Below are 14,602 nucleotides of genomic sequence, written 5' to 3'. Positions count from 1 at the left end.
GACGCACTGAGTTGCAATTTGACGACAGAATGAATAATTTAGTCATAAAGTAGATAAAGAGACAATAGAAATGGAGCTTCACTCTTTCCAAATCATTGAAGATTTTTTATCAAAAAATGTGAACCTAACAGACTCCTGTCAGTTGGGTTACTTCTTGGATCATAAAAAGCGATTTCAAAACGACTTAGAACTGTTATTAAAGCTGAACCCTAAAGGCCCTATTTTAGAAATTGGTTCTGCACCCGGACATATGACGGCACTACTCTCGTTACATAATTTGGATGTAGTCGGAGTAGACTTAAAACCAGAGCGCATTGCACCAATTATCGAAGAGTTTAAATTAAATATTCACGCCTGTAATATCGAATTGTCACCTTTACCGTTTCCTGATAATTCGTTCGAATATATAATATTTAGTGAAGTATTTGAGCACTTAAGAATCGATTTACCATTTACTCTTAGTCAGCTTAATCGAGTACTAAAACCAGGTGGCAAACTTCTTTTAACCACTCCAAATGTTTATTCATTACCCTCTATCGCAAGGTTTTTAACAGGGCGAAGCATTGCTGACCCTGTAATTGAATTCTCCAAGCTTAGAGGCTTAGGGCATATGGGGCATGTACGTGAGTATTCCTCAAAGGAAGTTGGTCGTTGCCTAGAAGCGAGTGGCTTTGTCGTAAACTCTACAACTTACAGATATCATAAAAATAATAGGAGTAAGAAAAAAGCACTGTTAACGCTAGCCTATAGAGTAGTACCGTCTAAATTTCACCGTGAAATAGTGATTTTGGCAGAGAAAGTCTATAACGCTGGTAAGTTTGACTCCGTGATAACTTCACCAAAAGCCAGGTATTAGATTGTAAAAGTAAAACACTGATAACCCAGTAACCATCCTATATTTTCATTAAACATTAACTTTGGTTCTTTACCCAACTTTATACCTGTACACACTCCAACCATTTCTCTGTTAGACTTGTTTTGCTACTGACAATTTATAAACAGGGAACGTTATGAGATTTATTCTATTTGTGTTGGCGCTTTTTGTTGCCACTGCCAACGCTCAACCAAGCCAAAACTCACTTCAGGCTTACGCCAAATTACCTAGTAAAAGCTTGATGGCTATTTCGCCTTCAGGTGATCGCCTCGCTTATCGCGACACAAAATCAGAACAAGATGTCGTTGTTGTCATCGATTTAAAAAAGGGTGAATTACTCGGTGCTATTGATGTATCTGAAGTGCAACCGACGGGTATCGCTTTTGTAAACGATGAGCGACTGATTTTCAAAGTCATGTCCGAGCAGCGTATGGTCGGTTATCGAGGCCGCTACAATGTCGGTCGTGCCTACGCATTTAACCTCAAAGACAACTCCATTCATCAGCTTTTAACCCGTGGATTTGGGATTTATGAAGGTCAAACTCAGCTAGGTAACATAGTTGGTATCTCACCAGATAAACAGTTTGCCTATATGACAGCATACAAAAACCCAGGCCAATTCAGCCTATATAAAGTGGATCTTGCTAACAAACGTCTGCCTAGGCTTTATCAAAAAGGTACCGGCGACACCATTAACTTCTTTTTGGACGTAGAGGGAAATGTTATCGCACGAGAGCGTTTTAACAACGACAATGACTTACATACTGTCGAGGCTCGACGAAATGATGAATGGGTTGAAGTTTTTAGTGATAAAACTGACATTCCTAAATACTCGTTTGATGGTCTGACTCCAGATCGAAAATCACTCCTAACGATTACAACAAACCTAGAAACAGGTACTTTCAGTGTGTATGAGTTATCTCTTGCAGATGGTTCATTGAGTGACCCTATTTTTGAGCACACGGAAAAAGACGTAGAGGCCCTTGTTAAAGGTTTAGACCAAGTTGTTCACGGCGTAAAATTTAGTGGATTTAAACCAAGCTATGAGTTTTTTGATCAAAAGCTCAATGCCAGAATGGCGGGTTTGGCTAAAGCACTGCCAAACAACACGTTTACGATTTCAGATTTCAGTGATAACTGGAACGAGATGATTTTGTTTATGGACGGTGAACTAAGTGCCGGTGATCTTGTTCTTTACAAAAATGGCGGAATTAACTTACTCGGCTCAGCAAGAGAAGAGATTAATCCTGAGCTGGTTCACCCTGTCAGTGAATTCAGTATTGAAGCGAGGGACGGCACTATAATTCCAACGTTACTGACCTTGCCACTTAGAAAGGCAAACAAAGCCCTACCCGTGATCATGTTTCCTCATGGTGGCCCTCGTGCCCATGACACCATGGGCTTTAATTGGATGGCACAGTTTTTTGCGTCTAAAGGTTATGCGGTTATCCAGCCTCAGTTCAGAGGCTCAAGTGGCTTTGGTGTCGATCATATTTTAAAAGGTCGAGGTCAGTGGGGAACAGGAATGCAGTATGACCTAGTCGATACTCTAACTTACTTTGCTAACAAGGGTATTGTTAATAAAGAAAAAGCTTGTATTGTCGGTATGAGTTACGGTGGATATGCCGCTCTATCAGGGATCAGCAAAACACCTGATGTCTATCAGTGTGCTGTTTCTATTAACGGAGTTTCGGACTTAAATCGAATGCTGGAAGTCACCCAACGACAAGTAGGTGAAGACCACTGGGTGATGTCTTACTGGCACGGGTCAATGGCAAATGGCATGGCGACTGAAGAATATTTAGACACCATATCTCCGGTAAATGATGCTAAAAATGTGATTAAGCCGGTTCTGCTGATCCATGGTTCTCGAGATAAAGTGGTACCTTATGAGCAATCTAAACGCATGCTCGACGCACTTAAAGAAGCCGATAAGGAAGCCACCTACATTGAATTAGACGGGGCTGGTCACAACTTCTATCGCGAGCGATACCATCTAGAAGTATTAAATGCCCTCGATGCGTTTTTGACAAAACACATTTAAGCAATCAATAACTTCTATAAAACTCTCTAAAGGCTTTTGCATCCAATGGCTTGGAAAAGTAAAAGCCTTGCACTATTTCTGCGTGGTACAGCTCACACTTCTCAAATTGCTCTATATTTTCAACGCCTTCTACGACAATTTGTAACTTCATTGACTGGCCAAGGTTAATTAAGCCTTTAAACAGGTTACAGTCAATATTGCTAGTTGCTACATCGATAATAAATGAGCGATCTACTTTTAATGTGTGCACCTTAAGGTGTTTTAGATAACTCAGAGAAGAATAACCTGTACCAAAGTCATCAATTGCCAAAATCACCCCAAGTTCATTGAGTTCATCAATGACTTTAACTGCCATTTCAAAATCATTAACTAGTTCGCTTTCGACGATTTCCAGCTCTATTACACTTGGGTCCAATTGGTACTTACTGATCAAGGATTTAACACGAGCTGTAAAAGACTCGTCGCGTAAATGCCGTGCCGAAATATTAATGGCAATTCGAAAATCCGATTTTATTCCTTCAGACTGTGCCCACTCAGCCCTTTGCGCAATGGCTTTTTCTAAAATTTGTTGGTCTATTTCTTTTATTTGTCCGGTTTCCTCGGCAATATCCAAAAACTCCCCTGGACCTATTAATCCTTGCTCTGAGTGTTGCCAGCGAACCAATGCTTCAGCACCAATTATCTTTTTGGTCTCTGTATCTATTTGAGGCTGAAAATAAGGGATAAACTCTCTGTTTGTTAATGCTTGGCGAATTTCGCTTTCGACACTTATCCTTCGCTCTGCCGCTTGCTGTAATTCTTCTGAAAAATAATGGAATTGATTTTTTCCGCTCGATTTAGCGTGATACATCGCCAAATCAGCCTTTTTAAGTGCATCGGTTAGGTTTATGTAATCATTTTCAAAGTCCGCAATACCAATACTGCACTCAACGTTAACACTCAACTCGTTGACGTATATGGGTGATTTAAACGAATCAAAAATACGTTGTGCCACTTTGTGAGAGTAACCTCGTGCTTTACCGACTAACGCAATTGCAAATTCATCTCCTCCCAACCGGCACAATAGGTCTTGCTCTCGACAAACGTGCTCAAGTCGTTCGGCAACTCGCTTTAGTAATTCATCACCGCAGTCATGGCCATAGGTGTCATTTATCCACTTAAAATTATCCAAGTCCAAGAGCATAAGGCCGAAGGTAAAACCAATGCGCTTTCGCAGTGCTTCCGTTTCTTTTATTTGTTGCTCAAAAGCATAGCGGTTGAGCAATCCGGTAAGTTGATCGTGCTCTGCTAAGTCTTGCATCAGCTTTCGACTGTTGTCGAGTTGCTTTTCGTTTTCGTATCTGAGTCTCGAGTGAGTTATTGCTTTTTGTAGGTGTGCAGGTGTGATTTCCTTTTTCAATAAGAAGTCTTGAGCGCCATGCTCCAAACAGCGACTGGCAAGCTCCTCGTCTTCTTGTCCTGTAAGAAAAATAACGGCAGTGGCTCCAAACAAACCATTAGAAGTACGTTTTAATACTTCAAAACCATTCATATCAGGTAATTGATAGTCCAACAGTACCAAGTCATATTGATGATCTTGTTCAGTCTCAATGGCTCGCAGAGCCTCTAACCCAGTCTCAACCTCCGTAATGTCTACGTCGAGCTTTGACTTTTTTAGTAAGCGTTTAATAGACATACGGTCGACTTGATCGTCGTCCACCAGCAATAACTTCATGTAATCAACCTTTACTCACAATATTCCATAGGGCAATTAGTTCTTGGGCAATTCGATAACACGCCAATATGATGTCAGCAGATTTACCAACTGTTGAAATGACGTATCCAATTCTGTTTTGACGATATACCCTGCAATATTTTGTTTGTAAGCTGCGGTCATGTCCTCTTCAGATTTTGACGTTGTTAACACAAACACAACGGTGTCTTCCAATGAGTCGTCATTACGAATATGTTCCAAAAATTCAAGGCCATTCATTTTTGGCATATGTAAGTCTAACAACACGATCCGAGGTTTAGGCACACTGTCACTTTTCAGTGCTTCTAGTGCTTCAAATCCATTTTGTACCCGTGTCATTGGATTGAGAATTCGCATTTTTTTAAACGCTCGTTTCATGCCTTGCGCATCTATGTCATCGTCCTCTACCAACAAAATAGATACTTCATTGTAGTTATCAGATTGCGGCATCTGCTATCTCCTCGTTGTTAGAATGACTTGGGTTTTTCTGTATTTGCTTCGGCCAGGTAAACTTCACCGTTAAGCCTTTGCCTTCCTCACATTCAAAATTTAACCTACCACCGACTCGATTGATGATTTTGTTGATAATGGCTAACCCCATGCCACTCCCTTCAACTTCATCTTTGGGTTTGAGCTTGCTAAATATCTTGACGATTTTTTCAAAGTCTTCTGGTTTTACGCCCGGACCGTCATCAGTGACACTGAATTCGTAGTGGGTATTTTGGTCGTTAAAACCGACCCAAACATGGCCATCCGACTTATCACTGTGTTTGATTGCGTTGTCCAGTAAGTTTCTTAATACCAATGAAAATGGTTGCTCAACGGTGTCGAAGCTCGGTAATGAATCATCCATGTGTAACGTGACTGTTCCTTTGGTATTTAATAACTCAAAGAGATCTTCAGCGGTTGATTTAACATTTACTTCTGAGATATCTCCGGTTGCGTGACCCGCTTTTGAATATTCAAGTAAGTCATCAAGCAGCCTCTCCATTCGGGTGATCCGAGATTTGAGTAACTCAAAGTGCTCTTTAGAGTCATCTGGTAGTTCCATTCCTTCATCTTCTAAGTCTTCCTCAATCCAACTGGCAAGCTGTTTAATGCCCCGAAGAGGAGACTTCAGATCATGTGATGAGGCATAGGCAAATGCTTTGAGCTCATCGTTTAACTCGGCTAGACGATGTGATTCTTGTGCGAGCTTTTGTGCTTTTTGAGAAAGTTCAGCTTCAGCTTTTTCGCGACGCTCAACTTCAATTTTTAACTTTTCGACGGTGGGGATTTCTTTTAGAGAAGGAACCAACTTCCAAAGCATATAAGCAGTTGCTACTGAGACAAGCGCGGTAAGAGACTTAACTCCACCACTAAACCAATAGGTACCATTCCAAACGTTCCAAACTGATAACAAATGGGTAAAACCACACAGCAAAACAAATGCGCCAAACAGCGCCATGATTTTTGAAAATATCAGGTCAGAACGCTGCTTTAATATATAAATTAAAGTCAGCGGAATACTTATGTAAGAAAGAAAAATAAGTGCATCAGAGACAACATGTAGCCAAACTAATCCCGGCTCCCAAAGATAACACATTCCATGCGGCATAAAGTCGCTTTTGAATAATGTGTTTAACATCCTGCAATACCATTTAAACGGAGTACCTTTTATGTATAGCAGATTTTTTTGTGTTATCTATCAGGCGTCTTGTTAAAGCTTTGCTCCATTTCCCTACTGCCTCTTCCTAGCGACTAGATCAATTAATTTTCACGTGCATGGCTAGGAAGTTAGTGCCAAATTTTGGTACAATGCGCACATTTATTGCGTAGATAAATACATTTAAACAAGGACTGTTTTTCCATTATAGGTAATGGGCACTTCCTTTGACTTAAAGATTACTAAAAATGGAGTTTTAGGGGGGCCGTTTTTGGTATTGTTTGTACCCCTAGTCAATGGAGAAATTATGCGCAGTACCGCAAAGGTAGCATTAGCCGCTTCACTTGTAGTTTCAAGTATGGCAACGCAAGCAAGTATCATTACAGAAGACTTGTTTACAACAAATGATGGTCTTTTAACTCTCGATACGAATACTAACTTAGGATGGTTAGATTGGACCTACACAACCAACTTATCATATGAAACAGTCTTAAATCGTATTAACGATGTCAATGACTCGTTATATGGCTTTAAGTACGCAAGTGTATACGATTTTCAAACTTTGCTGAGTAGTTTCAATGCCTCAACTCACAGCAGTAGCTCAACATTTACTGGTATTAGTCCTACGAACGATCCAGTACCGTTATTTAATTCGTTAGGTTATACAAGCTTTTCGACGGATTATAAGTCGGGTCTTGCGATCACAAAAACTTATCGCAGAAGCAACACAAAAAAAGTCATAAAATACAGCTACAATCGCTCGGATGACAAGTACCAGGTTTTACTCGATAGCTCGAACGGAATGTTTTTAGATGCTCGTAAGGACTATGTAGGTCATGCTCTTTACATTGACATGACGCCAGTCAACCCACCAGAGCAGGTTGTCAACAACACAGGTGCGACAGACCCTTCAACAGCAGTGACAGAGGTTTCTGAACCTTCTGTATTTGCCATGTTGTTTGCGGGTATCGCTCTGTTATTCACTCGACGTAAATCGGAAAGTAAATAACAGGCCATCGACTGCTAGGTTGTATAATCGCGACCTAGCTTTTTCTTTTTTGTTTCCAGAAGATGACGGCTTTCTTCACCAAATAAATCTAAATCGATGTCGGACTTGAGTTGTTCGGCGTCCATATCAAACTGACTCACTCCAAGATGAGTTAATTGATAAAACTCATTAGCCGCTTCTTGAAATAACTCTTTTAGACCTCGCATAACGTTTTCTCCGGTATGTACTGTAAACGTAATCAACTCGATAAATCGTTTGGAATTAAGAGCAATGAAAGAACTGTGCCCGTCTGCGCAAATGAGTATAGGTCACTGATAGGATAAGAAATGTGAATTTTAGGTAACGGTTGAGTGACCGTTTTGTGCACTTTTAAGGGGAGAAGTAAAACAACCTTGCACAAGACCTGTGCAAGGTTGTTAACTATTCAGCAATGTTATGTAATCTCGAAGTTTGCGCATATGGCTAGTAAAAAGAAGCACCGGATTTTAACTTTGTCTGCCAAGCTGAGAGCAGCGACTTTAATACTTCAATTTCAATCGGCTTCGCAGTGTAATCACTCATACCCGCTTCAAGGCACTTTTCTTTGTCGCCTTTCATGGCATTAGCAGTCATCGCAATAATAGGAACATCACGCCAGTGTTCACCAACATCACCACGGCGTATAGCGCGTGTTGCGTCATAACCATCCATAACAGGCATGTGACAGTCCATAAAAATAAGATCAAATTGCTCTCGCTTAACGTTTTTTAATTTTCCTAAAGCGAGTTCACCGTTACCGACGACTTCTACCGATAACCCACAATCTGCCAATATTTTTTTGGCGACCATTTGATTAACCATGTTGTCTTCAACCAGAAGGGCAGATAATGATATAGGCTCAAAGTCACTATTATTTTGCTGAACCTCTAACGGCTTATCGATAACTTTTTTAGAGGCCGGTTTTGCCAAAATGTAAAAAGTAAAGGTACTGCCTACGCCATATTCACTCTCTATTTCAATGTCTCCGCCCATCAAGTCACACAACTGTTTTGATATGGACAAGCCCAAACCCGTACCGCCAAATTCTCGAGTGGTCGACGAATCTGCTTGTGTGAAGGCATCAAATATCGATTTCATCCGATCTTTTTTGATCCCGACACCGGTATCACTCACCTGCCATCGACATTCGATTTTGCCATTGTTTAATCGTTTGGTCGTTGCCTTGATATCGACTTTGCCTTTTTCGGTAAACTTAATTGCATTGCCTATTATATTATTGAGAACCTGACGTATTCGGCTACTGTCGCTCACAACAAACTCATCGTTGAGTCCGGTCAGATCAAGGGTAAATTCGATGTCTTTTTCGTTTACGGTTTGTTTTAGGCTTCGATAAACCGATTGCGTTAGTGAACTCAGGTCAACCTCAACGCTTTCCATCGATAATTTACCGGCTTCGATTTTTGAAAAGTCTAGAATGTCATTGATTAGAGACAACAAAGACTCCGCACTGTCTTTCGCAACCTGAGCGTATTCGTATTGTTGGTCATTGAGATCTTCTTTCAACATCAAACTAAGCGTGCCAATAACCCCATTCATTGGGGTTCGGATCTCATGACTCATACTAGCTAAAAACTCTGATTTCATTTTGGCAGACTGCTCAGCACGCTCTTTGGCTTTTTTCAGATATGCTGCTGTGCGTTGTTGCTCCGTAACATCATGCTGAAATCCAATGTAATGGGTCAATTCATCCGCTTCATTGATGATTGGACTTAAGGTCAAATTACACGAGAAAGGCTTACCACTTTTTTTGTAGTTGATAAGCGTAATTTCTAAGTCCTCTCTGTTTTTGATGGCTTTTGATATTCTCGCACGTTTTTTAGGGTCCGTTTTGGGCCCTTGTAGCATTCGGCAGTTTTCACCGATTACTTCGTCGAGTTCATAACCTGTCAAGTCTAGGAACGCTTTGTTGGCGTAAACCACAGGCTGCTCTTTTTCACGCATATCAGAAATAACAATAGCGGTACTCGCCTCATCAATTGCTCTGTTTTTAATAGATAACTCAAAGGCCATTTGTTTTTGGCTTGTCAGATCAGCTGCAACTAATACGTATCCAATCACTTCACCATCACTGATGTATTGATTGAGTCGCCATTGTAGTGTCAAACTTGCCAAACGACTCGAATGATAACGGCTGTAATCAATTTCAATGAGTTTTTGTTGGGTTAAATCTGCCCATGATTGCTCAGGAAAAAGAGTCCTAAAATCTCTGGGTAACGCCAACCTAAACTCTTCACTCAGCTCAAACATACTGTTGTTTTGAAGTACTAAGTTGTAGTCTAAATCCAATACTAGTAGAGGCTCTGACATTGAATTTATGACGCTTTCGAACCGGTCTCGAGACAAAGATGTATTTAATAAATCGTGAAGCAAGTGATTAAACGAAGTTTTGATCGCGACGATTTCGCTTGGCTCTCGGCGACTGATCGGCTGATTAATTTGGCTGCGTCCTTGAGATGCTTCAGCAATGCTATCTCTTAGCTGTGTCAAAGCTTGGCTGGCGATACGTGCCGAAATACGAGCACTGTAGTTGGTGGCAAATATCACCACCAACAGTAAAAAAAACACCATTACAAATAGCTGTAATACATCTCGGTAAGCTTGAGTTAGAGGCTCAATACTTACCGAACGCCACCAGCGCCCTTCCGCTTTAACATAAAACGAACTGGCTAAAAGCTGACGACTTACCGTTTCACCAATCGGTAAAAAATCGACATTCGAGCTATACATGACTTTGTATTCTTCATCGACCAATACTTGTGTGCCCAAGCTCGAACTGTAGGATAAAACATCCTGTAGTCTTTTTATGTATATAACAATTGCACCTTCGGGTGACTCACCATACAACACTGGCGCGGCAATCAACACACCGTGTTTGGATATATCAATATTAATCTGACGCTGCTCAAACACCTCGCTTTTCCAGCTGAAGTGATCGCGGTTCATTTCAAAAAGTGACCAGTTATTAACAACAATTGGTTCGCCACTAAAGTCTAAAAATCCAATCGCAACGTCGTCAGAGTCCGTTATTTTTAATGATTGGAAAAATACAGTCAGGTAATTTTCTCGTTGTTCAAAATCAATGAGACTGTTGATAATGAGGTCGTTGCTAGCGAGGTTCGAAATCTGAGATACGATGTTTTGAACGTTGGTAACAGCGATGTTTTCTATTTGCTCTAATTGAGACTTATGACGGCTATTGAGCTGATCTTGAATAAAAAAGAAAAAACTCATAAACAACACAACAGAAACGGCCAAAGCCATTGCCATTACTTTGGGCATCGCCCTCTTTATGAGTATTTTAAATAGTGGTCTATTTTTCAGCATTGTCTGTTGGGATTAGGTGACCCATCTCATTGTATTCCATCATCATGTAATCGGGCGCTAATAATGCATCCTGCGACTCTGAAAAAGGTTGTAAGTATGTTTTTAATAATCCGTCAAACGACTTCATCGTTTTAAGTGACTCTCTAACTTTATTCCATTCTAGTGAGCCTGAAGCTTCTACCGCTTTTGCTAACATTTTGACTAAATCATAAGCATGAGCCACACCCACCGCGCCAGGTATTGCTTCGGGTTGTATATCCGCCTCATACTTAGAGCGGTAAGCTTCCAATACACGGTTATTAAGTGCCTTATTATAAGGTTTAGCAAAGCTGTATGTTTGTAAAACAGACAGGTCCACCTTGCCTAGAGTCGGTAACCCCACTTGTTTGACAAACTCTCCGCCGACTATCCCCCAATGAGAAATAATCGCCAAGTCCTGACTCGCATGTTCGGCAACTTCCTTGACGATAACCGCTCCCTCAGGTGCGTTTGCAACTAACAGTGCCGCCGTAGCGCCACTTTCTTTAATTCTTTCAATTTCTTTAATCATTGAAGGTTGGCGCCAGTTAAACCAAGAGATTTGACTTACCTCTACACCAAACTGCTCGGCAGCTCTTAACATCGACTTCTCGTTTGAGCGCCCCCAACCGGTTTGCTCCAAGAGTAGACCTACCTTTTTGTGACCTTGCTTTTTTGCATGAAGCAACATAACTGTTGCGGCCTCAGCGTCTCGCACCGACACTCTGAAAACAAAATTAGGATCAAAGCCATTATCTACTATTGGTGTGCCTGCTGCCCAAGGCACTAAAAAAGGCACTCCATACTGATGAATCAACTCCAATTCCTGAAGCACAACTGGAGTATGCACACCACCTAAGATAGCTAAAAGCCCATCCTCTTTGACCAAGTGCTTCACGTTATATCGGCCACGAGCCGGATTTCCTTTGTGATCTTTTATAATTAGTTCAAGTCGTTTGCCAAGTAATCCACCAGCTTGATTTATTTCGTCAATGGCTAATTGAGCTCCACGCTCAATTGCAACGCCACCTTCTTGAGCGACCGCAGACATGTCGGCATCTAACCCGATTTTAACGGTACTTTGTGCCCAACCAAATTGAGGCAGTAATAGTAAAAAGGCAAGAGGCAACAAACGCTTAAGCATATTCAAACTCGTTAATTTTTGTTCAAGTATAAACAAGATTTCTGCATTAGGGGAAGAATTAAAGGACAGGGAATTCTGTTCTCTACCCCTGCGAAGATTGAGCTAACCTTTACTTATCGACGTACTAAATCAGTGAAAACAAAATTATTGGAGTCCAATTCAAACCCATGGCTAGTGATAACACTCGTAAAGTACCTACCGGTAGACTCGCACGCCTCGTGAATATAGGCGGGTTAGCTGGAAACGTTATGACCAACGTGATTGCCGATCGGGTTAAAGATTTGTCGCGCGGCGATAAGCGAAGTTATGGCGCACTCGTTTTACAACCAAAGAATATAAAAGCGCTTGCTGACAAACTATCGCACTTGAGAGGTGCGGCGATGAAGCTTGGTCAATTACTATCCATGGATGCAGGTGAATTACTACCTCCTGAATTGTCCGGGTTATTAGAACAGCTCCGCAACAAAGCAACACCAATGCCGCACAAACAACTCATTGGCGTTATGGAAAGTGAACTTGGAAAGAACTGGATAGATAACTTCAGCTACTTTGATTTACGCCCGTTTGCTGCAGCATCAATAGGTCAGGTACACAAAGCAACATTGGCCGATGGCCGACAATTAGCAGTGAAAGTTCAGTACCCAGGCATTGCGAATAGCATTAATAGCGATGTAGACAATGTCGCAACTCTACTCGCCGTATCACGTCTTATTCCAAAAGAGGTTGATTTGGTTCCGACCTTAGAAGAAGTAAAAAGGCAACTCAACGTCGAAGCTGATTACAAGTTAGAAGCCAAGCACCTCAAGGATTTTTATTCAGCCTTACAACACAGAAAGGACATTACAGTCCCCAAAGTATATGACGCGCTGACCACACAACACATTATCACTATGGAGTATTTGGAAGGGATGAGCTTAGCTTCTTGTACTGAGCTAGACCAATCCCATCGCGAACATATCATCTCGACCTTGTTGGCACTGTTTTTTGAAGAGCTATTCGAATTCCGTCAAATGCAATCAGATCCTAATTTCGCAAATTATCTTTACGATCCAAGAACATCAACCATACAGCTGTTGGATTTTGGCGCGACAAGAGACATTCCCCTTGCTGTTTCAGAAGGCTACAGACAGTTATTGAGCGCCGCTACAAATAACAACAAGCAACAAGTAATTGATGCAGCCAAAGCCATTGGCTTTTTTCAAAATGACATTCCAGAACAGCAGATTGAAACCGTCGTATCAATGTTTATGTTGGCAACCACACCACTGCGTTGTGATTATTTTGACTTCGGAAAAAGTGAGTTAGCAAGCCAGATAAAAGATATGGGATTAGAGCTCAGTATGAAACAGGGGTACTGGCACACCCCACCAGTCGATGCGATGTTCATCCATAGGAAATTGGCAGGGCTATACTTAATTGCCGCAAGGCTAGAAGTGAAAGTCCCAGTCCAACAACTGTTTGCACCTTATTTAACAGACTAATTGATAGAGAAAAAGACCATGACACACCAAAAGCTCGATGCCGAAATAACTTCGCGAATTATTGAAATGGCTTGGGAGGACAGAACCCCATTTGAAGCAATTTATGATGAATATGGGCTTACCGAATCTCAGACAATAAAGTTAATGCGCAAAGAACTTAAACAAAAAACTTTTAAGAATTGGCGAGCCAGGGTTTCTGGTCGAAAAACCAAACATTTACATTTGAGGTCAAAAGATGTCAGTCGAGGATATTGCGCTACCCAATACAAGCACAAGTCAAAGTGACTCTTAACTTTAAGTTGCAATGACTAAAGTCGGGACGTATGCTTGTTTGCAAAGGGTAACTGCTTGAAAAGAAAAATGGAACAACAAAAAAAAGCGCAAATCCTGATTGTAGATGATGATCCCATTCAGCTGAAGCTCATATCAAATCACCTCAATAACCCAGACTACAATTTATTTGTTGCAAAAACTCGTGCCGAGGCATTTTCTGTTCTCGATTCTAATCCTATAGATCTGATTTTACTCGATATCAATTTACCCGACGGCAACGGCATAGATATTTGCCGAGAAATCCGCTCAATGAAAGAGTTTAGTGACGAACTCAGTATCGTGTTTATGACTGGTCATCACAGTAATGAAAAAGAAGCAGAAGGCTTGTCGGTTGGTGCCAACGACTATATTTACAAGCCCGTTAATCCACACGTTTTAATTGCGCGAGTTAAGCTACAGTTACAACAACTACGCAAAACCAAGTTGCTGTCACATTTTGCAAAAGTGGACGCATTAACAGAACTTGGCAACCGCCGTGCTTTTGATGAACAAATCGAACGTGAAATAAAACGCGGTCAGCGCGAAGGTTTACCCGTTTCTTTACTAACATTAGATATCGACTTCTTTAAACCTTATAACGATAACTATGGTCACCCGCAAGGTGATAGGTGTTTACGAGACGTTGCTCAGTGTATTATCAAAGAATGTCGCCGCCCTTCTGATTTTTCATTTCGAATCGGTGGTGAAGAGTTCGCTATTATTCTCTACAACACCGGAACGAGTGGTGCACATGTGTTTGCCGAAAAGCTTAGAAAAAGTTTGCAAGAATGTGCGATTCCTCACGAATATTCTTCTATCAGTGATTATGTAACGTTAAGTATTGGTATAAGTGACACACGTTATTGTGAGTACAAGGTCAAAGAGCTCATCGAAGACTCCGATTCTATGCTATATCGAGCCAAACAATCTGGTCGTAATCAAATCGCTAGTAGAGAGTGGTTGGCGGCTATTTAGGAAAA

Annotated in this window: 12 protein-coding genes; 6 read left to right on the top strand and 6 right to left on the bottom strand. The window is 41.1% G+C overall.

What is annotated here, in order from left to right:
• The first annotated feature begins 70 nt into the window (after positions 1-70).
• Complete coding sequence (locus J1N51_RS09960) at positions 71-856, top strand: class I SAM-dependent methyltransferase (protein WP_208830915.1); 786 nt, start codon at positions 71-73, stop codon at positions 854-856.
• Positions 857-1,010: 154 nt separating this feature from the next.
• Positions 1,011-2,918: a S9 family peptidase gene (locus tag J1N51_RS09955; RefSeq protein WP_208830913.1), complete on the top strand. Its 1,908-nt coding sequence runs from the start codon at positions 1,011-1,013 to the stop codon at positions 2,916-2,918.
• Positions 2,919-2,922: 4 nt separating this feature from the next.
• Here the strand turns inward: J1N51_RS09955 and J1N51_RS09950 are convergent, their stop codons facing one another.
• Genes J1N51_RS09950 through J1N51_RS09940 form a run of 3 tightly spaced genes read right to left on the bottom strand, consistent with a single transcriptional unit; the run spans position 2,923 to position 6,277 of the window.
• On the bottom strand, positions 2,923-4,632 hold the full coding sequence (locus J1N51_RS09950; protein WP_208830911.1) for a two-component system response regulator: 1,710 nt from the start codon (positions 4,630-4,632) through the stop codon (positions 2,923-2,925).
• A gap of 36 nt (positions 4,633-4,668) precedes the next feature.
• Positions 4,669-5,100, bottom strand: coding sequence for a response regulator (locus tag J1N51_RS09945; protein WP_208830909.1), 432 nt, complete (start codon positions 5,098-5,100; stop codon positions 4,669-4,671).
• On the bottom strand, positions 5,087-6,277 hold the full coding sequence (locus J1N51_RS09940; RefSeq protein ID WP_208830907.1) for a sensor histidine kinase: 1,191 nt from the start codon (positions 6,275-6,277) through the stop codon (positions 5,087-5,089). Before J1N51_RS09940 ends, J1N51_RS09945 begins: the two co-directional genes overlap by 14 nt.
• 325 nt (positions 6,278-6,602) lie before the next feature.
• Between J1N51_RS09940 and J1N51_RS09935 the strand changes: the two genes are divergently transcribed.
• Entirely contained in the window at positions 6,603-7,304 is a 702-nt protein-coding gene (locus J1N51_RS09935) for a hypothetical protein (RefSeq protein WP_208830906.1), read from the top strand.
• Positions 7,305-7,318: 14 nt separating this feature from the next.
• Here J1N51_RS09935 and J1N51_RS09930 read toward each other — a convergent pair whose 3' ends face one another.
• The 3 genes from J1N51_RS09930 to J1N51_RS09920 form a co-directional block, all read right to left on the bottom strand.
• Entirely contained in the window at positions 7,319-7,510 is a 192-nt protein-coding gene (locus J1N51_RS09930; protein ID WP_208830904.1) for a hypothetical protein, read from the bottom strand.
• Positions 7,511-7,766: 256 nt separating this feature from the next.
• Positions 7,767-10,622, bottom strand: coding sequence for an ATP-binding protein (locus tag J1N51_RS09925; RefSeq protein WP_208830902.1), 2,856 nt, complete (start codon positions 10,620-10,622; stop codon positions 7,767-7,769).
• Positions 10,623-10,653: 31 nt separating this feature from the next.
• A complete protein-coding gene (locus tag J1N51_RS09920) occupies positions 10,654-11,829 on the bottom strand; it encodes an ABC transporter substrate-binding protein (protein ID WP_208830900.1) in 1,176 nt (391 codons plus the stop codon).
• Positions 11,830-11,996: 167 nt separating this feature from the next.
• On the opposite strand from J1N51_RS09920, the gene J1N51_RS09915 reads away from it, so the two are divergent.
• From J1N51_RS09915 to J1N51_RS09905, 3 genes are all read left to right on the top strand, one after another.
• On the top strand, positions 11,997-13,310 hold the full coding sequence (locus J1N51_RS09915; RefSeq protein WP_208830898.1) for an ABC1 kinase family protein: 1,314 nt from the start codon (positions 11,997-11,999) through the stop codon (positions 13,308-13,310).
• Positions 13,311-13,328: 18 nt separating this feature from the next.
• A complete protein-coding gene (locus J1N51_RS09910; RefSeq protein WP_208830896.1) occupies positions 13,329-13,595 on the top strand; it encodes a TIGR03643 family protein in 267 nt (88 codons plus the stop codon).
• Between the two features lie 75 nt (positions 13,596-13,670).
• A complete protein-coding gene (locus J1N51_RS09905; RefSeq protein ID WP_208830894.1) occupies positions 13,671-14,597 on the top strand; it encodes a GGDEF domain-containing response regulator in 927 nt (308 codons plus the stop codon).
• Positions 14,598-14,602: the final 5 nt, after the last annotated feature.

The organism is Psychrosphaera ytuae (assembly GCF_017638545.1).
GTDB lineage: Bacteria > Pseudomonadota > Gammaproteobacteria > Enterobacterales > Alteromonadaceae > Psychrosphaera > Psychrosphaera ytuae.
This window is presented reverse-complemented; position numbering and strand designations above follow the sequence as displayed.

What these genes read in the sequence shown, in the direction of transcription:
- J1N51_RS09960 (WP_208830915.1), top strand. Translation starts at nt 71, where the DNA reads ATGGAGCTTCACTCTTTCCAAATCATTGAAGATTTTTTATCAAAAAAT.
- J1N51_RS09955 (WP_208830913.1), top strand. Translation starts at nt 1,011, where the DNA reads ATGAGATTTATTCTATTTGTGTTGGCGCTTTTTGTTGCCACTGCCAAC.
- J1N51_RS09950 (WP_208830911.1), bottom strand. Translation starts at nt 4,632, where the DNA reads ATGAAGTTATTGCTGGTGGACGACGATCAAGTCGACCGTATGTCTATT.
- J1N51_RS09945 (WP_208830909.1), bottom strand. Translation starts at nt 5,100, where the DNA reads ATGCCGCAATCTGATAACTACAATGAAGTATCTATTTTGTTGGTAGAG.
- J1N51_RS09940 (WP_208830907.1), bottom strand. Translation starts at nt 6,277, where the DNA reads ATGTTAAACACATTATTCAAAAGCGACTTTATGCCGCATGGAATGTGT.
- J1N51_RS09935 (WP_208830906.1), top strand. Translation starts at nt 6,603, where the DNA reads ATGCGCAGTACCGCAAAGGTAGCATTAGCCGCTTCACTTGTAGTTTCA.
- J1N51_RS09930 (WP_208830904.1), bottom strand. Translation starts at nt 7,510, where the DNA reads ATGCGAGGTCTAAAAGAGTTATTTCAAGAAGCGGCTAATGAGTTTTAT.
- J1N51_RS09925 (WP_208830902.1), bottom strand. Translation starts at nt 10,622, where the DNA reads ATGCCCAAAGTAATGGCAATGGCTTTGGCCGTTTCTGTTGTGTTGTTT.
- J1N51_RS09920 (WP_208830900.1), bottom strand. Translation starts at nt 11,829, where the DNA reads ATGCTTAAGCGTTTGTTGCCTCTTGCCTTTTTACTATTACTGCCTCAA.
- J1N51_RS09915 (WP_208830898.1), top strand. Translation starts at nt 11,997, where the DNA reads ATGGCTAGTGATAACACTCGTAAAGTACCTACCGGTAGACTCGCACGC.
- J1N51_RS09910 (WP_208830896.1), top strand. Translation starts at nt 13,329, where the DNA reads ATGACACACCAAAAGCTCGATGCCGAAATAACTTCGCGAATTATTGAA.
- J1N51_RS09905 (WP_208830894.1), top strand. Translation starts at nt 13,671, where the DNA reads ATGGAACAACAAAAAAAAGCGCAAATCCTGATTGTAGATGATGATCCC.